Origin of the sequence: Micromonospora sp. NPDC000121, assembly GCF_042899165.1 — a bacterium.
In the GTDB taxonomy this organism is placed as follows: Bacteria; Actinomycetota; Actinomycetes; order Mycobacteriales; family Micromonosporaceae; genus Micromonospora.
The window spans coordinates 630388-652304 of sequence record NZ_JBIAZP010000003.1; the positions used below are offsets into that span (position 1 = coordinate 630388).

Here is a 21917-nt window from a genome sequence, read left to right on the forward strand (position 1 = left end):
TGAAGTAATCGGGGCGGTCGTCGGTGGAGTTTTCGCGATAATCGCCGCCCTCCTCGCGGTTCGTTATCAACAGAGGGCGAGCAGGCGGCCGAAACGGTGGGAGGCGCCTACCCCGCCCGCACCACCCCGAATCGCGAACACCGGGGGAGCGGGCCGCCCCCCGTCGGCCCAGGCGCCGCAACGGCAGAACGACGACGACCCGGCGAAGCGTGAACTGCCGCTGCGTCGTGTCGGGAACCTCTACGAAGGGCTCAGCGGTGACGAACTCCTGGTCCGCTTCTCGACGGATGCGGAACTGCGCGCCCGTTCCGGAGACACCTTCATCCTCGACGACGGAACGGGGGAGCGGTAGCGTGTTCATTCCACAGAGGTTCCATAGGGCGGTCATCTCGCACGCGATCGCGGTGGCCAGCATCGACACCTATCCGCTGCTCCTGGCCATTCAGGGCCGGCCGGGTGACGGAAAGTCGTACCAGACCCGCGAGAGTCTCCGGCTCGGCGGGTTCGTCGTCTTTCCGTTGTCGGCGGCGGCGCTCGGCGGTTCGCACGAGGGCGACTCGGTGCAGGGCGTACGCGACCTGTACGAGCGGGCGCGGGCCTACCGGACGAGCCCCCAGTCGCCCGGCTATCCCGCGATTCTGCTGGAGGATTTCGACCTCAGCCCGGCGAACCAGCGGGTGGACAGCCGCTACACCGTCAACTCCCAGCTTCTCGTGGGCTTCCTGATGAACATGGCCGACGACCTCGGCATGTGCCAGTTGAGCACCACCGAGCGCTACCCCGTCTTCCTGACGGGCAATGACTTCTCGATGATGCACGGCCCGCTCATGCGGCCGGGTCGGATGAACATCTTCACCTGGGAGCCGAACGCCGACGAGCGCGCTCGGGTGATCTACCACATGCTCGGTCCGTACGTCGTCGGGCTCAGCGGCGGTCAGGCGGTCAAGCTGGCGACGAGATATGCCGCGGCGCCCCTGGCCGCCTTCTCCGCCGCGATTCACGACTGTCTCGCGTCCCGCGCCTACGAACACGCGCGCAGCGTCGGGGAACTCGACCTCGACGCGACGCGGAAGGCGTTCCGCGCGCCGGCACTGACGTTCGAGGAGTTCGAGATGGCGTTGAAGTTGCGGCATGACGAGTCCGTCAAGCCCCGCCGGTTCATCTAGGAGCTGACATGACCGATGGTCCGAAGATCAAAGTCAATGTCAGTCCCAAGGTCGCCGCGTTGGCCCGGGCCAACGTCATCGGGCACATATCGCGCGAGGTCGCGGCGGCTGCGGATGTGCCCGACCACGCCCTGGCCACCATTTACGAGGGCTTTCGGGACGGCCTGATGGAGAGGGTGCAGATAGCGCAGTACACGGCCGCCGGGGAGCGCGTCGGCTATCTCATGATCGAGGTGGACTGGAAGCAGTACGCCGTCAACCTTACGCAGGGCTCCCACAAGAGTGTCTTCAGACTGGACCCCGACAGCCCGGTGACCGGCCAGGTCGCGCCGTTGCTGGAGATCGCGGCCGAGTTCGTGGCGGCGAAAACCAAGGAGAACGGGGTCAAGGAGGTCGTCACCCACTTCACCGCGGTCAGCGAGCGGAAGGAGGAATTCAGGCGTCGATTCCACACCTCGCCCGTCTCTGACACCGCGGCCGAGCGCATGCGTGAAGCTGCCCTCGACCACGAGCTGATCGTGACCGAGGAGGGGACGTCCGAGTTGAAGGTCACCTATCGGTACAAGGACATGAAGAAGTAGCGGCCGGTCCCGTGTTCCCGACAGCGCCGGTGCTGGCCGCTCGGTGCGGACCGTCGCGGGTCGCGGGTCAGAGCACCTGGGAGAGGAACTGGCGCAGGCGGGGGTGCTCCGCCCGCTCGAAGATCGCGGCCGGCTCGCCCGACTCCAGCACCACGCCGCGATCCATGAACGCGACGGTGTCGGCGACCTCGCGGGCGAAACCCATCTCGTGGGTGACCACCACCATGGTCATGCCACCGGCGGACAGCTCGGCCATCAGCCCCAGCACGCCCTTGACCAGCTCCGGGTCCAGGGCCGAGGTGGCCTCGTCGAAGAGCATCACCTGCGGCCGCAACGCCAGCGCGCGGGCGATCGCGACGCGCTGCTGCTGCCCGCCGGACAGGTGCGCCGGCCGGGCGTCGGCCTTGGCCGCCAGCCCCACCAGCTCCAGCTGGTCGCGGGCGACCGCCACCGCCTCGTCCTCGGGAAGCTTCCTGATCCGGCGTAGCGCGAGGGTGATGTTGCGCAGCACGCTCATGTGCGGGAAGAGGTTGAACTGCTGGAAGACCATGCCGACCCGCTGCCGCAGGGCGTCCGGGTCGTCGCCCAGCACGCTGCGCCCGTCGAGCAGCACGTCGCCCCGGTCGGGCTCGATGAGCCGGTTGATGGTGCGCAGCAGGGTGGACTTGCCCGAGCCGGACGGGCCGATCACGCAGGCCGTGGCGCCGCGCGCGACGTCCAGGTCCACGCCGCGCAGCACCCGGTGCGACCCGAAGGCCAGGTGCATGTCGCGGACGCTCAGGCTCACCGAGGTCGTCGTGTCGATGCTCATCGCTGGTTCCCTCCCGCGGCGCCGGGCAGCGCCAGGTCGAGGTCGTCGTCGGCGTCGGCGGGCGCGGCGGCCTGCCGGCCGTGCCGCAGCCGTCGGTCGATCCAGTTCACGGCGTGGGTCAGCGGCACGGTCAGCACCAGGTAGAACAGGCCGGCCAGCAGCAGCGCCGACTGGTTGCCGGTGTTCGCCGCGTAGTCCTGCCCGATCCGGAACAGCTCCCGCTGGCTGGCCAGCAGGCCAAGGAAGTAGACCAGGCTGGAGTCCTTGATCAGCGCGATCAGCTGGTTCACCCAGGCCGGCAGCACGCGGCGGATGCCCTGCGGCACGATCACCAGGCGCATCGCCTCGCCCCAGGACAGGCCCAGCGCCCGGGCCCCCTCCAACTGGGCGGCCTCCACGGACTGGATGCCGGAGCGGAAGATCTCGCCGATGTAGGCCGCCGCGATCAGCGACAGCGCCAGGATGCCCAGGGGGTACGGGTTGGGCCCCCACACCTCCATGCCCAGCGGCGCCAGGCCGACGCCGATGAGCAGGATGGTCGCCGCGGCCGGCAGGCCGCGGAACACGTCGGTGTAGACCCGCGCCGGCCAGCGCAACCATCGCGTACGCGAGATGCCGGCGACGGCCAGCCCCATGCCCAGCACCGAGCCGAGCAGAGCGGCGGAGATCGCCAGGATCAGCGTGTTGGGCAGCCCGACCGTCAACATCTCGGGCAGCGCCTCGCGCATGGAGTCCCAGTCGAAGAAGGTCTCCCACAGGGTGCTCAACGGATCCATGTCGTCTCTCCTACCGCTCCGCTCGCTCGTCGTCCGTTACGCCTCAGGAGGCGGCCGACGCCGACGGCGCGGCCGACGCCGACGGCACCGGAACCGTGCCGCTGCCGGGCTTGAAGTCGGCCGGGATCGGCCGGCCCGGGTAGTACTGGGCCTGCAGGCGGCTCCACGTGCCGTCGGCGATCACCTCGTCGAGGCCCTTGTTCAGCGCCTCGCGCAGCTTGTCGTTGCCCTTCGCGACCGCGTACGCCGTGGGGGCCGGGCTGAGCTCCTTCGCCACCATCTTGACCTTGCCCCCGCTGTCGCCGGCCATCTTCTCGCCGATCTCGGCCGGGGCGATCCACGCGTCGGCCGTGCCCGCCTTGAGCAGGTTGAGGGCGGTGTTGTAGTCGGGCACCCGCACCGGGTTCAGGTTCTTCCCGGTGGCGTAGTCGTCCTGAACGGTGCCCTGGACGACCGCGACCCGCTTGCCGGCGAGCTGGTCGAAGCCGGTGATCGAGGAGCCGGCCGGCACGTCGAGGCCGAAGTGGGCGAAGTCGTAGCCGTTGCCGAAGTCGACGGTCTTCTTCCGCGCCTCGGTGATGGTGATCGAGGAGCTGCCGACGTCGAACTTGCGGGTGTTGACCTGGGAGAGCAGCGCCGAGAAGTCCGTCCCGACGAACTCGACCTTCAGGCCGATCTTGGCGGCGACGGCGGTGAGCAGGTCGTTGTCGAAGCCGGTGAACTTGCCGTCCTTCAGGAAGACGTTCGGCGGGGCGTCGGTGAGCGTGCCGGTGCGCAGCACACCCGGCTGGAGCAGGTTGTACGGGTTGTCGGCCGCCTCGGAGGCGTCGCCGCCGCAGGCGGTCAGGGTGGTGGCGGCGAGAACGGCGGCGACGCCGAGGGCGGCGGCGCGGGTGAGGGCGGGAAGGAATCGCACAGTGTCTCCGAAAGGTGTCTCCGACGGCGGGCACGGGCGTGCGTCGCCGGCGGTGCGCCCGGTGGGGCGTACCGCTGAAGGTGGTCCTGGGAAGGGGGTCGGTGCGCGGCTAGCGCGGGTCGCCGGGGCGACACGAGGCGCTGCAGACCCGCATCATGTCGACGTGGCGGCGCCGGGTCAGGGGCGGCGCCGGGGTCGCGGCGGGGTCCGTCGGTATGACGCAGATGCGGAAGGGCATGGCTCTCCTCGGTCGTTGCTGACCTGGGAACCAGGCCACGCTTGCACCGGAGCGGCTCCGGTGCCTGGTCTTCACCCGGGGCACCCCTGCGCGGACGAGGGTTGCCGGCCAGCGAGCCGGGGCTTGACGCTGGCGCTCATGACCTGCCGACGAGGCTAGCAGCCCCCCATGGTGGGGCGTCCAGCCGCTATGACCACCCTCACGTGTCGCCGCCGCCCGGCGGCGCGGGGGAGACCGGTGCCGACCCGGGCAGGCACCGAGGCCGACGCCGAGGCCGCCCCGGCGGGGCGGCGGCCCGGGGCCGGCCCGGGGGCCGTCACTCCTCGATCGCGCCGCCCACGCGCCGCAGGTGCTGCCGGAAGGTGTAGCCGGGGTCGGTGGCGCGGCGGGCGAGGTAGTCGGCGAACCCGGTCTGCTCGCGCAGCGTCTCGCCGGCGCGGATGCGCTGCGCCTGGATCCGCTCGACGCCCCGGATCCGCTGCGCCGCCGCGAACACCTCCCCGGCCCGACCGGCGGGGACGAACAGCACCCCGTCGTCGTCGGCGACGACGAGGTCGTCGGCGCTCACCAGGTGCGGTCCCACCCGGGCGCTGGTGAGCGTCTGCGGCCCCCGCTCGTCGAGGCGGTCCGGGCCCAGCGGCAGGCTGCCGTAGCTGAACACGGGCAGGCCGATCTCCACCAGCTCGGGCGTGTCCCGGTGCAGGCCCCAGACCACGAGGCCCGCGATGCCGGCCGCGACGCCCTCCAGCACCGCCAGGTCGCCGACGCACGCCTCGTCCGTCCGACCGCCGTTGTCGATCACCAGCACGTCGCCCGGGGCCGCGGCCGCGTACGCCTCCAGGAACACGTCGACGCTGCCGTGGTGGCGCACCGGCAGCACCCGCCCGGCGAGGCGGTGGCCGGGGACGACCGCCCGGATGCCGGCCGGCGCGGCGCGCAGCGGCACGCCCAGCCGTACGCAGGCGTCGGCGATCAGCGGCGTGGACAGGTCGGCGAAGCGCTCCGGCATGGGGTCCTCCCGGCGGTGTCCGAGGCGTGGACCGTCATCGTAGGGAGGCCGGCCCGCGTGGTGGCCAGGTCCAATCCGGACCCGCTGGCCCGGCAGGTGATCAACCGACGAGGCGCCGCGGCACGCCGTCGAGCAGTCACGTCGTCGCCTGGGCTGCCGACTCGGACATCACGGCTGTGACGCGGTGACCAGCCCCGTCTCATAGGCGAAGATCACTAGTTGGGCGCGGTCGCGGGCATGCAGTTTGACCATGGCCCGGTTGACGTGGGTCTTGGCGGTCATCGGGCTGATCACCAGGCGCGCCGCGATCTGCTCGTTGGACAGTCCTCGGGCCACCAGGGTGACCACTTCGCGCTCCCGGTTGGTGAGTTGGGTGAGCGCCGCGTCGTCCGCAGTCGGGGTTGGCCGGTGCACGTACTCGCTGATCAAGCGTCGGGTGATCGACGGTGCGAGGAGGGCGTCGCCGCGGGCGGCGACCCGTACGGCGTGGAGGAGGTCGGTGGGTTCGATGTCCTTGACGAGGAAGCCGGTGGCGCCGGCGCGCAGGGCGTTGAAGACGTACTCGTCGAAGCCGTAGTTGGTCAGGATGACCACATGAACCCCGCGCAGGTCGGGGTTCGCGGCGACGTGCCGGGTGGCCTCGATGCCGTCCATGACGGGCATCTGGATGTCGATCAGCGCTACGTCCGGTCGGTGCTGGGCGGCCAGCGCGACGCCTTCGCGGCCGTTGGCGGCCTCCGCCACGACGTCGATGTCATCCTCTGCGTCGAGCAGCGCCCGGAATCCACCGCGCAGCAGTGGCTGGTCGTCAACGAACAAGACGCGGATCACGACGCCTGATCCACGGGAAGGGTGGCCTGCACCGTGAAGCCGCCCTCGGGTCGAGGCCCAGCGTGCAGCCGACCGCCGAGGGCGGTGACGCGTTCGCGCATGCCGAGCAGCCCGACACCGGGCACCGGCTCGGTCTTCGGCGTGGCTTTCCCGTCGTCATCGACACGTACGGTGAGCGTGTCCGGGGCGTAGTTGATGCACACCAACGCTGTGGCGGGGCCGGCGTGGCGGGCGACATTGGTCAGTGACTCCTGGACGATCCGGTACGCGGCCCGGTCGACCGCCGTCGGCTCAAGACATGGTCCACGGGCTCGCTTCCGCCCGACCACGCCGAACTCCTGAGCCGCTGGGAGATCTACCACGACATCCGCACCGCCACCGCCGTCATCGCGTTCGTCCTGCTGATCGTCCTCGTCGACAAGACACGCAAGGCCACGGCATCGACGGAGGTGGCCGGCAAGGGCGGGTGGGGCGCTACCGGGCATGGCGTGCGCACCAGTGGGCGCGAGAGCGGGCTCGTCGTCGGGCGTCGAACGCGGTCCGATGATGACCACCAACACCCATGGACGCCCCGACGTGCGACCAGGTCGCAGCCTTGACCGAGGCTGTGACCTGGTGGGCGACGGACGAGTCGACCTGTACGCCGGATTATGACCGTGGCACCCCCGCTGACCAGGAAAAAGCCTTGCAGCCTAAGCTAGTAGGCCGCCACCAGGCCGTCCGAGTGATTGCGCCCCTGGACGGCCATCAGAAAGCCAAACGGAAATCCTCGATCCTCTGTCTCAGAACTATTGACGGATCCTCGCCATTTGCTCTGTTCTGAAACATTTGGAGCATATCCTCATCATTCAGAATGATTAACATCTTCCTATGCAGCATCCACTGCTCGCGTCTAACAAAATCCGCCGCGCGATCAATACCTCTTCGCGTCACAATTACACTAAACAACCCCGTTCCATGCGGAGACATATAGTTACAAACCTGAAGCACGTTCACCTTGCTAACCAATCCTTGCAAGTTTTTAGCATCCACAACCACAAAATCTGCTCGATAGTGACTTCGAAGGAATGCCCAGAATCCCGAGTCAGAGTAGTTCGGCATAATAAAATCCCGCCTATTGACCCCGGACGCATTAGGGCTCTCCTCTATAGCCTTGGAGAGCTCCGGGCAGAATAGATATTCGAAAGCCTCGCGACATAGCTTTTGATACGCTGACCAGTCCTTCTTTCCGGGTTCAATCCCAAAAAGACGCTCACCCCACTGACCAGCCGGCAGCTCTTCAATCTGAATGCCATTCTGATTCGATACGCGAGGATTATCCCCGCGAGAAGACCACGAATCAACCGTGCTCGACGCACTGGACGTACGGCCAAGTTGACCGAACCAATGCTTATCCCAGACGTCAATGCCAGCCGAAGTTAAGGCGGCCATCTTGTCAGGCGTGAGGGTTCCGGGTATTGCCAACGTCAACCGAACAGGCCTATTCGGGTAGAGCGTGGAAGCCGCTTCACGGTACGTCAAAAGCTGATCTCGGACGTCAAGTAGCCGCGAGACCGTTTGCGGATAGTTTCCCTTGACTTCAACTATGCGGACCTCTTCCGGATCTTCAATGATAAGGTCCGGCAAAAATCCGCCGAGCACCCGAGCCTCACGGCGAATGGTCGCGTTCGGCTTTGTCGCCGCAAAGAGCAATTCGAGGTGCCGAACCAAGGCCTCTTCGGCCAAACTCGACCATTTGATGTCACTCACCGGCAAGATTCTATAGTTCCCACGCCGCCCGCGATACCTGCAACCGATCTGCGGTCTGCTGGCTTGTGAAAACCTCGTCGATGGCTCGGCGGGTGCGTTCCTCGCTGGCCGGCATCAGGTGGGTGTAGACCCGGAGCGTGAAGCCGGGGTCGGAGTGCCCAAGGTACGAAGCAAGGGCCTTGATGCTCTCCCCCGCGTCGAGCAGCGCCGAGGCGTAGAAGTGGCGCAGCGCGTGCATCCCCGTCGCCCGGGTCGGGACGATGCCGGCAGCTTCGACCGCAGGACGCCAGCTCTTCCCGTCGAAGGTGGCCCGCTTGATCGCACCCCGCCGGGTGGTGGTGAAGATCAGTGGCACCGTCACCCGCTCGTCGCTGAACGGGTCTTCCCACGGCAGAGTGATCGACAGCGGAGGGTACTTGTCGGCGTGCTCTTTGAGCGACTGTGCCACCGAGTCGGGCAGCGGGACTCGACGGTCCCGATCGTTCTTGGGCAGGCCGAAGACCAGCCGGGAGCGGACCACCTTCACTTGCCGAACGACGTGAACCCAGCCCGACGCGAAGTCGACGTCATCGACGCCGAGCCCGAAGATCTCCCCTTGCCGCAGCCCACAGCCGGCGCCCAGGTCGACCATTGGGCGGTACCGCTCAGCGAGGCCACCGCGGATTGCCGAAACCTCGTCGGCCCGCCACGGAACGACGCGACGTTGTACCGGCCGGGGCGGCTTGACCGAGGCGGCCGAACACGGATTCTTGGCGATGCGCTCGTCGTCGACAGCCGCGCCGAGAATGGTCCGCAGGTGAGCGAAGACGACGGCCCGGGTCGCCGGGGCCAACTTGCCGACCATCCCGGCGTCCCACTCCCGGATGTGCCCCGGCTTGATCGAGGCCAGTTGCCGAGAGCCGAAGAACGGCAGCAAGTGCTTCCGTACCCGGAACTCCGTGCTCTCCCGGGTCGACTCGTCGAAGGAGCGCGTACGTAACCAGCTCTCGGCGTACTCGGCGAAGGTGATTCGGCCGGCGGACGGGTCGACGTACGAGCCCCGGAGCTTGTCCGTCTCCGTGGAGACGAGGAAGGCGTCAGCGTCGCGCTTGGCCCGGTCCGGGAAGGACTGGCTGCGTTCCCTGCCGTCTGGGCCGATGTACCGAACCCGGTAGCGCATCCCCTTGCCGAACAGATCCGACTTGATCCGCTCCTTCCGTCCGCCGGGGTGCCGGATCACCTTGTGCCAGCGGTCTTCTACGTGTCCCATCAGGCCGCCGCCTGCTCACGTACCCACGCCCGGACCGAATCCGGCTCGTACCGCAGGTGTCGACCGACCCGGGCCGCCGGCGGACCGTACTTGACCTTGCGCCAGCGGTACAGCGTCTCGGCGGGCACCCGGAGGTACGCCGACACGTCCCGGATCGTCCACAGCTCGTCGACCGTCTTCATTGCTGCCCCTCCCCCGTGTCGTGCGTCGCTCCGTCCGGTGATGTGCTCGACGGCGGCTGTGCGGCCCTGTCCTTCGCAGCCAGCAGCTCGGAGCGCCACCGGGCGCGTTCGCTGATCGACCGTAGGAGCCGGTGCGCCATAGCAGGAACGTCGGGATCGTCGGGCCGGGCGAGTTCCCAGGCGTGCCGGACCGGTTCGACGTCGGTGCCCTGGTTGTCGACGCCATTCAGGCCGACGGTGACGCCGAGCAACGCCCGCACCCAGGCCCGTACGTCGTGCTTGTGGTCGGTCAGCGTCTTGCCCGACCAGTCACGGGAGATGAGGATGCGCCGGCCGCCGATTCCGAGGGTGTCGCGCTGGTGGACCTTGCCCTTGCAGCGGCCCCGCCCGAGCCCGCCGCATCACCGACCGGTCGATCCACGCCCTCACCGACGCCGTCCAGGAGCTTGCCGACCTCGGGTTGGTTAAGACCGCCACCACCGAGGTACGCGTCCATAGGGCCGCCCCGCTGTTCAAGCTGTTCATCATCAACGAGCAGGAAGCGTTCTTCGGCTTCTATCCGGTCGTCGAGCACACCGTCTCCGTCGAGGGCAAGCCGATGGCGATCTACGACGCGATGGGTAAGGACGCGATCCTCTTCCCGTTCACGCCCAGCGACGAGGACAGCAGCAATGACGCCCTCTACGTCGAGCAGGCCCGCGCCTGGTTCGACAGCATGTGGGGCACCATCGCCCGCGAGTACGCCTCGTGACCGCCCCCGACCTGGCCAAGGTGATCGACCGCGCCCGCGTGATCCTGCTCGACTTCGACGGCCCGGTATGCAGCATCTTCGCCCAACACTCGGCGTCGACCGTCGCCCATGAGTTGCGCCGGCTGCTCGTCGACCAGGCCGTCACCCTGCCGCCCGAGATCCTGGCCGAACGCGACCCGCTCGCCGTACTCCGCTTCACCGCCACCCTTGGGCGCCTCGCCGTCGTCCGCCTAGTCGACGAGGCCATGACCCGCGAGGAAGTCACCGCGGCCCGCACCGCCGAGCCGACCCCGTACGGCCGGGAAGTCATCGTCGCCGCCCACCAGACCGGCCGCCGGATCGCCGTTGTGTCAAACAACTCGGCCGCCTCCATCCACGCCTACCTGAGCGCCCGCCGACTCACCTCGTACGTGCACCCGGTCATCGGCCGACCCGAGGCCGCACCCGAGCGGATGAAGCCGGACCCGTTTCCTGTACTGGCAGCCGTCCGCGAGCTGGGCGCGGAGCCGGCGGAATGCGTACTCGTCGGCGACTCGGTCAGCGACATCGAGGCCGCCCACGCCGCCGGAGTCGCCACCATCGGATACGCCAACAAGCCCGGCAAGCGCGAACGGTTCGCCGTCGCAGATGTCGTCATCGACAGCATGGCCGAACTGGTGACCGCCTTCGCCGTCGACGAGCTGTAGCACCACAACACCGCACACGAGCGCCCCGGGAGATCGTCACCGGGGCGTTTCTCGTGCCGTCAGTTTACCCCGGCCCGGGATCGCGGTGGAGCCACCTTGGAGCTAGTCCAGGTCCCCGCGCTTGGCAGCGATCCACGCCTCAACGTCTTCGGCAAGCCAGACGTTGCCCATCTGGAGCGTCGCTACGGGCTCAGGGAAGTCGCGCCGGTTGGTGATCTGGTAGACGCGCTGGCGCGAGACGCCACCGAGCATGATCCGGATCTCCCCCGACCCCACCAACCGCAGCTTCCTGCCCATGACGCTGACGCTAGGCACACGCCGACTAGGCGTTAGTCAAGTTGACGGACACCTAGTTACCGCAGGCCCTAGTCGCTTACCCTTTACGCATGACTAGGTTTAAGTGGTTCCAACGCCCCGGCCAACCTGTCGACTACGTAGCCGGTGAGCCAACCCCATCCAGGTACGGCCGGGAGCCGCATAGATGGACTGGTCGCGCCGCCGTCCCCGCACCAGAGCGTCCCCTGATGACCAAGGCAGGAGGCTGGCGCCCCAGGAACGCCGCGACGCGCCTCAACCAGAGGTAGGCCATGTCGATCCCGCAGCAGCGACCAGAGCCCCCGTTCCTCGTCCTGATGGCGGGCAACGTCGTCGACTTCCACAACCGCGCCGCCTGCCGGCAGTGCTCCGACGACGGATGCCCACGCCTGTCAGCGGCCGGCGAAACCCTACGAGCTTGGCGCGACAGGAAGAGCCGACGTGAAACCCGGTGACGTCCTGCACCTAACCCGTGCAGCCAGCCCACAGTTCGTACGACCGATCTTCTTTCGCCTCATCAAGATCCGCACGGAGCTAGACACCTATCACGGCTGGGTTTGGCTGGACGGCTACCAGTTGGACGGGGCGGGCGAGGCCGCAGCTCGCAGAGAGCTGTACGCACTAAGAGCAGGCATTAGGTTGCTAACAAGCCCGACGCCGTCGCCAAGGACCCACCGCAGCTCACCCCCTCGACAACAACCAGGGCTTGGCAGTAGAGCCATCTAGGCCGGATCTACCGACTGACTCCAACGCCCTTGACCCTTGCGCAGCCAGCATCCGGGATGCCAGGAGTATACGCTTTTGGCCCAGCAAGCGGCATTCACGTTGGGCAACACGCCTCGCACCTACCCCCGGGGCCCCACTAGATGTGGGAAGCTACGGCTCGGGTGCAGGGAGGGCCAGTCTCGTGACAGCTTGGAGTCCCAAGGGATTTAGCCTTACTCCGGCAGAGATGTTCAGAGCGTCTGCCACCGACGTCGAGAGCGAAAACCTTTGCCGACAGTACGCGTATGTGAAGACCCGATATCGCTCCAAGGTGAGTGGCGCTCACGGCTGGGCCCTAACGTATGATCGGGAAGAAATACCGCTTAAGCAATTATTTGAGGCCCTGCAGGTATTTCACAGTTATCGTCGAATGGGACGCACACACGAGGATGCCCACAAAGCCGCTGTGGCGCATGCGCGTGATGCACGCCCTATTCTAAGAAATTTTCTCATAAGAGCAATTGACAACTACCTAGACTTTCTGGAGTCACGGGAAGAAGAGCTAGGATTCGCCCTCAAGTACATAGGGTATGACTTGCAGGCAAGGGTAACTAGCAATGGTCAAATATCCTATTGGGGCCCGACCTACCGCTCAGAAGAAGGACATGTAGAAGTTCACCGCGTGCGGCTTAAGCACGCTAAGAGCGCAGTTACGAGATGGGCTGAGCTTGCTGGATACGCAGCCGCACGGATCGTCGGCCAAGAGACGCTATCGGTGACCGTTGCCGAGGTAGGGCTCTTCAGCAACGGAAAGTCGTCTGACACGATAATCTTTGACCGAGTTCATCCGCGAGAACTGAGCGACCGGTACCGGTCTTCCGTGCGCCCCAGGGCGCTAGAACTTTTCGAAGGCGCCGACCCTTCTCCTGGCCGCAACTGCGAAAACTGCAAAGCGGTGGGCGCCTGCGACGCCGTCATATCCATGGATGGGGCGCTGCATCAAATAGGACCGGGCGCTTATACCCGCTCGATATCAGCGACCGATCTTCACATATACGAGCGATGTCCGGCTCGGTGGCATATGGAACGGAAGCTTAGGCTCCCGCCAGACCTTGACGTCGAGGCCTACGGGGAGGAGGCGGATCGGGGCCGCGCCGTACACCGTTGGCTCCGTGTTGCTCACGCTAGGTCCATGCCGTGCAGCGAACATGACCTACCCGAGCTCTCTCGCCGGAGCCCTCATGACGTCGCCTTCCAAGACTTCGATGATGCAACCTATGCAACTATACGCCCCTTTTTGCTGCATCACATAAAGCAATGCCCTATATCGCACGAAGTAGGCCTTACCCTTTTGGAGTCTCCCCTCTACGGCTGGGATCGCACGGCAGACACCATCATTGCTTCGGCACCCGATGCGATCTACTTACGGGGCAAAGATCTGGTAGTTCGAGAAACCAAGACCACCAAGGGTGAACTACCTATTGACGCAGATAGGGCACGCGACGGGTTCGAAGGAATTGTTTACTGGCTGCTGACGCTCCTAGGCGGCGGCTGGACGACTCGCTTTGGATGCACCGAAGGAGTCGTAGAGCTCGAAGTACTGACACCTCAAGGGGCTGCGCTCTTTTCGTACCGCACCAGCGACGATACTGTGATGCTGATTGCGGAAACTCGCGTTAGCAACCGAGTAGGGCAGTGGCATTACGACACCGAATGGCAGGCCCGGCCAAGTGCCCACTGCACGACATGCCCAATGGCGATATGGTGCCCTGACGCAGCATCCGGAACCGCCGCACCTCGTCCCCCTGACGAGCGCCCCGTCCAGCTAGGAGCACCCTTCTAATGACGCGTCCAACTCCAAATCCTGGGATGTTCCGTCGCCGCCACATCAGTGGCATTCCTGCCCGGAGCACGCAAAATAATCCTGCTTCTCACGCCTTTCCAAATAACGTAATACCGCGAGGCGATCACCGGCGCTTCGCACTCGTCGATGCAGGCATTCTTTTTTCTCTCGGGGCATCTACTCGAATCAACGGGGCGACACTGTTTCAGGAATTGTATGAAGACCGCGCAGCGACCACGGATGCCGTTCGAGACGAAGTACGCCTAAAGGCACGAGCAACGAACGCGGAACCCAGGGGCATTCAGCCGGCAGCGGTTAAGGCGCGCAATTTTTTCCTCAACAGCGCCCGACTGGGAATACAAGAATTGCCTATGTCTCAGGAGCTTGCCGCACGACTGCAGGTTGTCCATGATCAGTTGCGTTCATACGAGGCCGCTCGACGGAAGCCGGGAGCGCAAGTGCACGGACTCACTAAGAAGCACGCGGGCGAGGCGACTTTGATCGTCGCCGCGCTACAGCGGACAAACTCGGTCCTCCTAACCAACGACGCGGGCGCCAGCTACGTCGCAGACCGCCAAAATCCGAATATCCCATCACGCCATTTCGGACATCTACTTCGAGAACTGCTGTGCCACGCGTGGGGTTCGATCCAACCTGATGATGTGGTCGCCGACTATGCAGCAGCATGCCTAATCTCGGGCATCCCGGACGAGGCTAAGCCGAGCGCCAGTACTAGTTATTTTTCTTGCAGTCGCGACGCCTCTAGCGACAAGTGCACTGTTTGCGATCAGAATTAGAGATCCGCTCGCACTTGCCAGCCTTGCAATTCAAGGTCGCGCCTGACGTTGTCTTCCGGCTGGCCAAGAGCGCTAGCTACGACACTCGCAGGAACGAGGCCTTCTTCGTACAGGTGCAGCGCGGATTCCACTAACCATACCGAAGCACTGGCCTTACCTTGCTCTTCGACGAGCTCATCCCAGATTGTCCCGAGTCCCGCCGACTGCATACAGCTCCACACAGGGGACTGCGCGATTTCCTGGAGCAACGCCCTTTTCGCAAGCCTTTCCTCAACGAGAAGGCGGATCGAGGCCTGCCGACTAATACCGAAGTGCAACATGAACTCACACAGCGCCTTATTAACATCTCCCCCGCTGCCTTTCAGGTGAGATGACCAGATGGCGCGCGCTTCTAACGATGGAGCGAGAAAATGGCGCGCGAATGCTTCAGCGCGAACTTCCTCACCCTTGGCACTCTCAGGCACTTTCTCATCATTGACAAAGACTAGCCCAGAGTCCCGATACAGCACATGACACAACTCATGAGCTAAGGTGTAGCGTTGACGCACCCAGAAGTCTTGAACGCGAATAAGTATTGCGCAGTCCCAAGTACCGAGGGACTGGTCATGAATAGTCAAACCATGAATTCCCTCAGGTAGATCCTCCCTGAACTCCACAGGGATACCCAGAGACTCCACCAACGAGACCAAATCACCGATCGGGCCGTCCCTGGAAATGAGCTTCATTCGGGCAAGCATGGCGCGAACCTGTTGAGCTGCAAACTTGCCTGCATTCGGCGAGAATGCTTCATGCGAGATCATGTTCCGGGCCCGCTCTAACCGCGAAGCACGCTCAGCCCAGTCAGCCCCAAGCCAAGAGCAAATCAAACGGGACGTACCGACCAACTCGATCCCGCGCCGCTGCGCGGCCTCGGTCGCTTCGCCGGGAGCTGCAAGGGTGCCTGCTCGAAGGGCCACCCCAGTACTGGCTGCGGGATCCACCAGCCCAGCAAGAACCGGTACAGGAATCGACGTAACGGCTGACAGAATCAGGTACTCCGATGCCGAAGGTGCGACATCGCCGCTAAGTGCGGCCTTCAGCCAATCCGGATCCTCACCGACTTCAGCTACAACACTTGCCACAACTTCTTCGTGCGTGTAGCGAGCCGCCTCAAGGGCGGCTAGCAGCGAGCTGTACCAGGTGGTGCCGGTGGGGGGACTCATGGCTAACACCTCCTTGGCCGCAGACGTAGCGTACGTGGTGGCCTGAAGCTCTCACATACCCAACGAGAGCCCCTACATAGCGCGACGGCTTGATCACCACCAGCTGCACCGTCTTGCCTACAGAGTAGTACGCCTGTACGACACAATGCGAGGGTCGATCGCGCGACATGGATGGATGCCCGGCCTCACAGGAGGCCTGACCAGGGATTTAGCGCGAATCCCGATGGCATTGCCGAGTTGCCCTCTAGTAGATCAAGGCACCGCGCTTCGCGCGGTGCGGGCGGCAAGCCCGGCCGGCGGCAAGCCGCCCCGGCCGCCTCCGGCGCCGGGGCGGTGAGCCACCGACAGCCGCCGGGACACCGCCCCCATGCCGTGCCAGATCCACCGTACGGCGATCTCAAAAGGCCGTGACGGAAGCCGGAGAGGTCGGCCTTGGTGGTGGGGTTGGGGCTTCCGACTGCCGCACCAGTCCAAACCCGGGACTGGCTTGCCACCGAATCACGCATCTCGCGCCGCGGTCGGTCCCGGCGCAGGGCCGGACAGGTCCGGCAGATCTGCGTCCGCTGTGGGCAGTCGGTAGCGGTAGCGGATCGCCTCCAGGTGGTCGTCGTGCGGCGTCCAAGAGGTCCAGCGCCGTACCCGTCCGCCGCTGGTCACGATCTCGCCGTTCGGGAGTCGCGACCACCGGATCTGGTCGACGACCACGAGATGGGTTTCCGCGTCGTACGCGTGGTGCACCTCGTTTTTGGTCAGCTCCACCGTGTCCGCGGTACCTGACGAGCCCTTGACCTCGATGTGCAGCTCCTTGTCGCCCTTCACGGCGCGAAGGTCGTAGGGCTTGCCCATCTCTTCGATGTCGTAGCCGTCGTACAAGGGGGCGGCTCGGTTGACTGCATGTCGTTCCAGTGCCTGCCTAAGAATGGGGTCGGCGATGTACCCCGAGCCGCCACGAGATCGCCTTTCTCTCGCTGGGTTGCCGGCTGCTGGCCGGGGGCAGAGCGCGCAGGTCGCGAGGCGTGGACCCGCGGTACGGCGGCCAGCTCCGGAACAGCATCGAGAATCGCCAGAGGCAGCTTCACCAAATACGCCTGCATGACTCGCACCGGACGGCTCGCGTAGAAGGCGAACGGGAAGTACAGCGGACCCTGGTACGTCGCGTCGAGTTTCTGCCTGATCTGGCGGAGGGCTGTCTCCGCGTGCTGTAAGGCCGTCTGGTCAACGGGTGCGGGCAGCGGGGTGTAGCCGGTCAGCTCGTACCGCCAGGACGGTTGCGGCTCGTGGTTCGCCGGCCGGCTTTGGCCGTAGGTCCCGCGGGCCTGCCAGACAAGCTCGTCCTCGAACGGTCCCTCAACGGCTCGTGAGTAGCCGACGATGCCTGGCACCTGGTGCTTTGTCTTATGCCAATGCAGGACGATGTCTCCCGGCCGGAGCGCCGTCACCAGCGCGTATGACCAGTTCTCCCGACCGCTGCCGTCGCGCTGCAACGCCTGGACATTCGCGCCGAGGTCGTCGCGGTCTGTGATCTCCAGCCAGTAGCACTCGGCAGGATCGTCACGCCACCACTCGTTGAGCCGCACCACGCCTGGTTCTCCCGCTCGGCGGGGCGCCGGCAAGGGACTGGCCGGTCGGGGCGTGGCCGAGCCCGCGGGGACTCCTCTGGCTAGGTCAGCAGCGAGGCGGGCAGCGTCCGTCACGCCGTATCCCGGGACCTCCACCCGTAGCCGCAATCGCTTGCGGTTGTTGCCCGCCTTCTGCGCCCCGGGTGCCTGACCGATGCGACCCTGCCGGCTGGTGAGCTGAAGCCGGAACGCCGCCAGGTCCTCGACGTCTGAAAGCCTGACGCAACGATCCAGCACCCTCCGCTCCGACTCTGGCAGCTGCTCGGTCCGCTGCGAGTCGACCAGGGCGTCAACAAGAAGAGCGCCCCACGTCCGCAGCCTACGAAGAATCAGTTCCAAGGCTGGGGTGTAGTCGGAGTTGCGGGCAGGGCCAACGGCAGTGACGCCGCCAGCACTTTCCAGGATCACCGAAAGCCGCTGGCCCTCTGGCTCCACCGCGAATTCGGCATTCAGCATCCGCCCGGTGTCATCGGTCATGCGCACGCAGTACAGATTGCCACCGGTGTGCGACAAAGTCCTTGTCCCGCGGACGCCAGGCCGTCTCCAGGCCGTCCCAGGCCGTGGCCAGGCCGTCAAACGCCACCCAACGATGACCAAGGTCAACCAACGGCACCAAACAAAAGACCAGCTCAAAGCCTTGATCAGGTCTCTGAGCTGGTGGGCGACGGACGAGTCGACCTGTACGCCGGATACTGGTCGCAATCGCTTGGGCTTAACGTCGATGTGTGAGTAGTGCCGGGGTGGCATGGGGGCTGCTGGCTGTTCTACTGGCGGGCGGGCTTGCCGCCATTGCGGTGCTGTTGCGTCGTCGCAGGCATGCGGCTCGGCCGCAGAGCCGCGCGGACGTCATGCGGGCCGCGCGGGTTGCTACCCGCCAGATCGCGCGTGACAGGCGCGGAAACCAACGCGGCACGCTCCGTGGTAAGGGCGGCGGAGGTGACCCCAGTCTCATGTACGACACGGCATACACGAGCGACGGCGGGACGCCCGGCGGAATCTGATACCTGCGACCGATGATGGTGGAACGCCGTACGGCGGCCGGATCTTGTGCGATTCCCAAGCTGACAGTCTGGGAGCGGAATCTCAAGGAGGTGCCCGTGACTCGGATGTTCATCGCCGACTCCTTTACGGTTCCTCGTGTTGGCATCGTGGTCACCGGGCGCCCGGAGCTGGGGGACATCCGCGAGGGCGATCTCCTGTGGCTGAACGAGGGCGCGGTGCGGCACAGGGTCACCGTGCGCGGCGTCCGGCACTTCTGTGCCAGGTCCATCGATCCGCGGGTTGCTCCGGTCGGCGTAAACACCTCCCTGGTCCTCGACGGCGTTCCCGAGGACATAGAGCTGCCCAGCCTCTGGCTGTCCTCGGAGTAGGCCACGATGGCAGATAGTGACGTTCACTGACCGCAGCCTGACCCCAGCGCGACTCCAGTTGCCGCCACCCGATCAACACCGGCCACGAGCCAGCGGGGGAGGCGAGGCGGGTGACGACGGATGCGGGACGCACCTACGGATCAAGATGCATGCCACAGCGCGACCGCCGACCGCGACCTCGCCCTCAGCGGTCGCTGAAGGTGGTGGCGAAGGCGTTCAACGCGGGTTTCCAGCGCTCGTCCATCGGTCTCTGCCTGCTACGGCGAGTTCGCCCAGGTTGCGACAAGTACTGGGGCCCGCCTGAGACCACGGGGTCAGTTTCCGGCGGAGCCGACAGCGAACGGCGCCGGCCGTCGCGCACTCAGACGGTGCACACCTACACGCCGGTCGGCGATAACCTGTCTCGCTGCCATGTGACGGGGTGGCACGGGAGGAGCTGACCATGAGGACCGCGTCGATGAGGCGCACGGCACTGGCGCTGGCCGTAGCGGCCGTACTGCTGACGGGCTGCGGCGAGGGCGCTGGCGACGGGGTGGACGTGGCCGTCTGGGCGACACCGGCCGACAACGGCGTCGCCGGGCTCACGCCGGAGCAGATTCTGGAGAAGTCGCTCGCGGCGACGAAGGCGGCGAAGTCGTTCCGCATCAAGGGCTTCGCCGAGGCTGACGGCACGCCGATACGCCTGGACTTCAAGTTCAGCGGCAGGGATGTGCACGGGACGGTGACGATGGAGGGTGCGACGGTCGAGATGCTGTCGGTGGGTGGCGATCGGTACATCCGCCCGGACAAGAAATTCTGGGCGCTCACCGCCGGCGCGAATGCGGCGGACAGGATCGCCATTCTGCTTGGTGACCGCTGGGCGATCGTCCCGGACGATGACAAGAGCCTCCGCGGGCTGTTCACCCTGGTCGACGTTGACAAGCTGTTCGAGCCGGAAGGCACGTTGACCAAGAACGAGACCACCGAGGTCGCCGGCACCCCCGCCGTTGGCCTCGTCGATCAAGGCGGCGACAGCGGCACGCTGTGGGTGGCGAGGTTCGGCGAGCCTTATCCGGTGCGTATGGATGCCCCGCCCGACGAGGAGGGGCAGGTGACCTTCACCGAGTTCGGTGCGCCCTTCGCCGAGATCAGGAAACCGGCCGCTGCCGACGTGGTCGACCTGGAGAAGCTGGCCGGACGCTGAGTTGGCGGCCGGCGCCGGTGGGGCGTGGCTGTGACGGCGGTAGCGGGTGGCGGGCGAGCGGCGCCGGCCGGTGAACCTCGAGACCGACATGCAGGCCACGCCCGCACCAACGCCCAACGGCAGCATGAGAACGGCCCGCGCACGGCTGCCGGCAGAACCGTCCGGGCCTGGCCACATACCTGGAGAGGGGACCGTTGACCAGAATGGCCTCATTCGTCGTGACGGGAGGAGCGCAAGGCGTGGGGCGCGCAGTCGCCGAACGCCTGACCGCGGACGGCGCCGTGGTCGTGCTCGACGTGACCGAACGCCTCGACTGGCGGCACGACCACGTCCGGCTCGTGACCGGCGATGCGAGGGATCCCGACGTGGCACGTCAGGCGGCCGCGGCGGCCGAGGCTGACGGCCCTCTGGTCGGGTAGGTGAACAACGCCGCGATCTTTCAGGACGCCGGCCTCACATCGGCGACGGCGCCGGAAGTCCTCGACCTGATCACTGCGAACGTGGCGCTGGCCGTTACGGGATGCCACACCGCGGTCAGGCACTTCCTGGATCACAACCGCCGGGGAGCCATCGTCAACGTGTCCTCCCACCAGGCGCAGCGCGCCGTGCGCGGCGCCCTGCCCTACGCCACCGCGAAGGCCGCCGTCGAGGGACTGACTCGCGCCGTCGCCGTGGACCACGGACCCGCCGGCATCCGCACCAACGCCGTCGCCCTGGGCTCGATCACAACCGCCCGCTACGAGGGATACCGGGCGGAACACCCCGAGGTCGACGCGCAGATGGCGGCCCTGCATCCGCTCGGCCGTGTCGGCACCCCTACCGAGGTGGCCGACGCCATCGCCTTCCTTCTCTCCCCGGCGGCCGGCTTCATCAACGGTGTCGTCCTTCCGGTCGACGGCGGCCGAGCAGCGAACGGGGCGGACCCCGAGGCTGTCTAGGCGTGTCCGGCCGATCTTGTAGGGGTTGGTCGTTGCCGATGTGCCGGTGGTGCGTCGTGGTGAGTTGACCGATGCGGCGTGGGCGGTGATGCGCCGTTGCTGCCCGAGCCGGTGGTGCGCGGGTGGAACGCTGCTTCAACCGCCTCAAGCAGTGGCGCGACCTGGCCACCCGCTACGCCAGACGCGCATCCCTCTACCGGGCCAGCCTCGTCCTCATCGCCGCCATCATCTGGCTTCCATGATCGACAGAACCTAGTTGCTGCGTTTGCTGGCGTCGAGGGCAGCCTGCTCCACTCGCTGGCGGTGGTCCAGCCACCATGACTCGTCGGCCGGGGGCAGGTTGTCGTTCCTGGGCAGCAGCCCGGCCGCGCCGTCGATGAGTTCGCGCACGATGTCAGCGTGGCCGGCGTGCCGTTGTGTTTCCGCGATGACGTGGACCAGGACGTGGTGCAACGTGACCGCTGCATCGCCCCACCACGGCACGCGGCCGACTTCATCCAGTGCAAGGGCTTCAATGGTGGTGTCGGCGTGGGCGATCGCGCGACGGTACAGTCCGACGATCTCCTCGCGGGTCTCATCCGCGGTCGCCCACATGTCGGCATTGGTCTCCGCTCCGTCGCCGACCCACGGCAGCTCCTGCTCGAACGGCCGGCCGAACACGACGCCGAAGTAGAGGATCTCCATGGCCGCCGAGTGCTTCACCAGACCGAGCAGGTTGGTTGCGGTCTGGGTCATCGGACGCCGAATATCGTATTCGCTGAGCCCGTCGAGCTTCCACAGCAGCGCGTCGCGGCCGCCCTTCAAGTAACTGTGCAGGTCTGCCTTCATCGCGGCACTATGGCATCCGGTTGGGTGTCGGCGCTGCCCCGGACGATCCACGGAGCTCATGATCGGCAGGACACGCACTAGTAGTGCTTTGTTAGGTCCGGCGTGTCGGAGGGGTTGCTGAGGGCTGGCGGTAGTGTCATGTCGCGGTGACCCCTCACGAGCTTTCGGTTGT

23 protein-coding genes, 2 pseudogenes and 1 riboswitch are annotated in these 21917 nt (G+C 66.1%); of the genes and pseudogenes, 10 read left to right on the forward strand and 15 right to left on the reverse strand.

Annotated elements, in window-relative coordinates; translation table 11 throughout:
- The first annotated feature begins 353 nt into the window (after positions 1–353).
- Both ACFY23_RS13345 and ACFY23_RS13350 read left to right on the forward strand, forming a co-directional pair.
- A complete protein-coding gene (locus ACFY23_RS13345; RefSeq protein WP_350682417.1) occupies positions 354–1166 on the forward strand; it encodes an AAA family ATPase in 813 nt (270 codons plus the stop codon).
- 8 nt (positions 1167–1174) lie between these two features.
- The gene (locus ACFY23_RS13350) at positions 1175–1747 is read left to right on the forward strand and encodes a hypothetical protein (protein ID WP_350682415.1); all 573 of its coding nucleotides are present in this window, start codon (positions 1175–1177) and stop codon (positions 1745–1747) included.
- Positions 1748–1814: 67 nt separating this feature from the next.
- On the opposite strand, the gene ACFY23_RS13355 is transcribed toward ACFY23_RS13350, so the two are convergent.
- From ACFY23_RS13355 to ACFY23_RS13400, 10 genes and pseudogenes are all read right to left on the reverse strand, one after another.
- Positions 1815–2552 carry an amino acid ABC transporter ATP-binding protein gene (locus tag ACFY23_RS13355; RefSeq protein ID WP_350682433.1) on the reverse strand — a complete coding sequence of 246 codons (738 nt, stop codon included), beginning with the start codon at positions 2550–2552 and terminating at the stop codon, positions 1815–1817.
- A 2-nt stretch (positions 2553–2554) separates the two neighbouring features.
- Positions 2555–3334, reverse strand: a complete 780-nt coding sequence (locus ACFY23_RS13360) for an amino acid ABC transporter permease (RefSeq protein WP_350682414.1) — start codon at positions 3332–3334, stop codon at positions 2555–2557.
- Between the two features lie 43 nt (positions 3335–3377).
- Entirely contained in the window at positions 3378–4250 is an 873-nt protein-coding gene (locus ACFY23_RS13365; RefSeq protein ID WP_350682413.1) for an ABC transporter substrate-binding protein, read from the reverse strand.
- Between the two features lie 270 nt (positions 4251–4520).
- Positions 4521–4632, reverse strand: a riboswitch (SAM riboswitch).
- A gap of 172 nt (positions 4633–4804) precedes the next feature.
- Complete coding sequence (locus ACFY23_RS13370) at positions 4805–5497, reverse strand: RraA family protein (RefSeq protein ID WP_350682412.1); 693 nt, start codon at positions 5495–5497, stop codon at positions 4805–4807.
- 168 nt (positions 5498–5665) lie between these two features.
- Positions 5666–6328 carry a response regulator transcription factor gene (locus tag ACFY23_RS13375; RefSeq protein ID WP_350682410.1) on the reverse strand — a complete coding sequence of 221 codons (663 nt, stop codon included), beginning with the start codon at positions 6326–6328 and terminating at the stop codon, positions 5666–5668.
- Entirely contained in the window at positions 6325–6882 is a 558-nt protein-coding gene (locus ACFY23_RS13380) for an ATP-binding protein (RefSeq protein WP_350682408.1), read from the reverse strand. Before ACFY23_RS13380 ends, ACFY23_RS13375 begins: the two co-directional genes overlap by 4 nt.
- Before the next feature lie 193 nt (positions 6883–7075).
- Positions 7076–8077, reverse strand: coding sequence for a hypothetical protein (locus ACFY23_RS13385; protein WP_350682406.1), 1002 nt, complete (start codon positions 8075–8077; stop codon positions 7076–7078).
- 10 nt (positions 8078–8087) lie between these two features.
- Entirely contained in the window at positions 8088–9326 is a 1239-nt protein-coding gene (locus ACFY23_RS13390; RefSeq protein WP_350682404.1) for a tyrosine-type recombinase/integrase, read from the reverse strand.
- A complete protein-coding gene (locus ACFY23_RS13395; protein WP_250100979.1) occupies positions 9326–9508 on the reverse strand; it encodes an AlpA family transcriptional regulator in 183 nt (60 codons plus the stop codon). Before ACFY23_RS13395 ends, ACFY23_RS13390 begins: the two co-directional genes overlap by 1 nt.
- Positions 9505–9891 (reverse strand): annotated as a pseudogene (locus ACFY23_RS13400) (replication initiator); the annotation flags it as partial. The gene ACFY23_RS13395 and the pseudogene ACFY23_RS13400, both read right to left, overlap by 4 nt.
- A gap of 77 nt (positions 9892–9968) precedes the next feature.
- On the opposite strand from ACFY23_RS13400, the gene ACFY23_RS13405 reads away from it, so the two are divergent.
- Both ACFY23_RS13405 and ACFY23_RS13410 read left to right on the forward strand, forming a co-directional pair.
- Positions 9969–10259, forward strand: coding sequence for a hypothetical protein (locus tag ACFY23_RS13405; RefSeq protein ID WP_350682402.1), 291 nt, complete (start codon positions 9969–9971; stop codon positions 10257–10259).
- Complete coding sequence (locus ACFY23_RS13410) at positions 10256–10945, forward strand: HAD-IA family hydrolase (protein ID WP_350682400.1); 690 nt, start codon at positions 10256–10258, stop codon at positions 10943–10945. Before ACFY23_RS13405 ends, ACFY23_RS13410 begins: the two co-directional genes overlap by 4 nt.
- Positions 10946–11047: 102 nt before the next feature.
- Here ACFY23_RS13410 and ACFY23_RS13415 read toward each other — a convergent pair whose 3' ends face one another.
- Positions 11048–11242: an AlpA family phage regulatory protein gene (locus tag ACFY23_RS13415; protein WP_350682398.1), complete on the reverse strand. Its 195-nt coding sequence runs from the start codon at positions 11240–11242 to the stop codon at positions 11048–11050.
- Positions 11243–12947: 1705 nt separating this feature from the next.
- On the opposite strand from ACFY23_RS13415, the gene ACFY23_RS13420 reads away from it, so the two are divergent.
- Complete coding sequence (locus tag ACFY23_RS13420; protein WP_350819191.1) at positions 12948–13808, forward strand: PD-(D/E)XK nuclease family protein; 861 nt, start codon at positions 12948–12950, stop codon at positions 13806–13808.
- Between the two features lie 793 nt (positions 13809–14601).
- Here ACFY23_RS13420 and ACFY23_RS13425 read toward each other — a convergent pair.
- The 3 genes from ACFY23_RS13425 to ACFY23_RS13435 form a co-directional block, all read right to left on the reverse strand.
- Positions 14602–15807, reverse strand: coding sequence for an ImmA/IrrE family metallo-endopeptidase (locus ACFY23_RS13425; protein WP_350682394.1), 1206 nt, complete (start codon positions 15805–15807; stop codon positions 14602–14604).
- A gap of 498 nt (positions 15808–16305) precedes the next feature.
- Positions 16306–16680 carry a protein NO VEIN domain-containing protein gene (locus tag ACFY23_RS13430; RefSeq protein ID WP_350682392.1) on the reverse strand — a complete coding sequence of 125 codons (375 nt, stop codon included), beginning with the start codon at positions 16678–16680 and terminating at the stop codon, positions 16306–16308.
- Positions 16623–17903 (reverse strand): hypothetical protein, encoded by a 1281-nt coding sequence (locus ACFY23_RS13435; RefSeq protein ID WP_350682390.1) that lies wholly within the window; start codon positions 17901–17903, stop codon positions 16623–16625. The genes ACFY23_RS13430 and ACFY23_RS13435 overlap by 58 nt, the downstream gene beginning before the upstream one ends.
- A 620-nt stretch (positions 17904–18523) precedes the next feature.
- Between ACFY23_RS13435 and ACFY23_RS13440 the strand changes: the two genes are divergently transcribed.
- The 5 genes and pseudogenes from ACFY23_RS13440 to ACFY23_RS13460 all read left to right on the forward strand — a co-directional run.
- A complete protein-coding gene (locus tag ACFY23_RS13440; RefSeq protein ID WP_350682388.1) occupies positions 18524–18796 on the forward strand; it encodes a hypothetical protein in 273 nt (90 codons plus the stop codon).
- A 442-nt stretch (positions 18797–19238) separates the two neighbouring features.
- On the forward strand, positions 19239–19979 hold the full coding sequence (locus ACFY23_RS13445; protein ID WP_350682386.1) for a hypothetical protein: 741 nt from the start codon (positions 19239–19241) through the stop codon (positions 19977–19979).
- Between the two features lie 239 nt (positions 19980–20218).
- Positions 20219–20398, forward strand: a complete 180-nt coding sequence (locus tag ACFY23_RS13450; RefSeq protein ID WP_350682384.1) for a hypothetical protein — start codon at positions 20219–20221, stop codon at positions 20396–20398.
- A complete protein-coding gene (locus tag ACFY23_RS13455; RefSeq protein ID WP_350682382.1) occupies positions 20399–20917 on the forward strand; it encodes an SDR family oxidoreductase in 519 nt (172 codons plus the stop codon).
- A 122-nt stretch (positions 20918–21039) separates the two neighbouring features.
- Positions 21040–21159: pseudogene (locus ACFY23_RS13460) on the forward strand (IS5/IS1182 family transposase); the annotation flags it as partial.
- Positions 21160–21169: 10 nt separating this feature from the next.
- Here ACFY23_RS13460 and ACFY23_RS13465 read toward each other — a convergent pair.
- Complete coding sequence (locus ACFY23_RS13465) at positions 21170–21745, reverse strand: DinB family protein (RefSeq protein WP_350682380.1); 576 nt, start codon at positions 21743–21745, stop codon at positions 21170–21172.
- Positions 21746–21917: the final 172 nt, after the last annotated feature.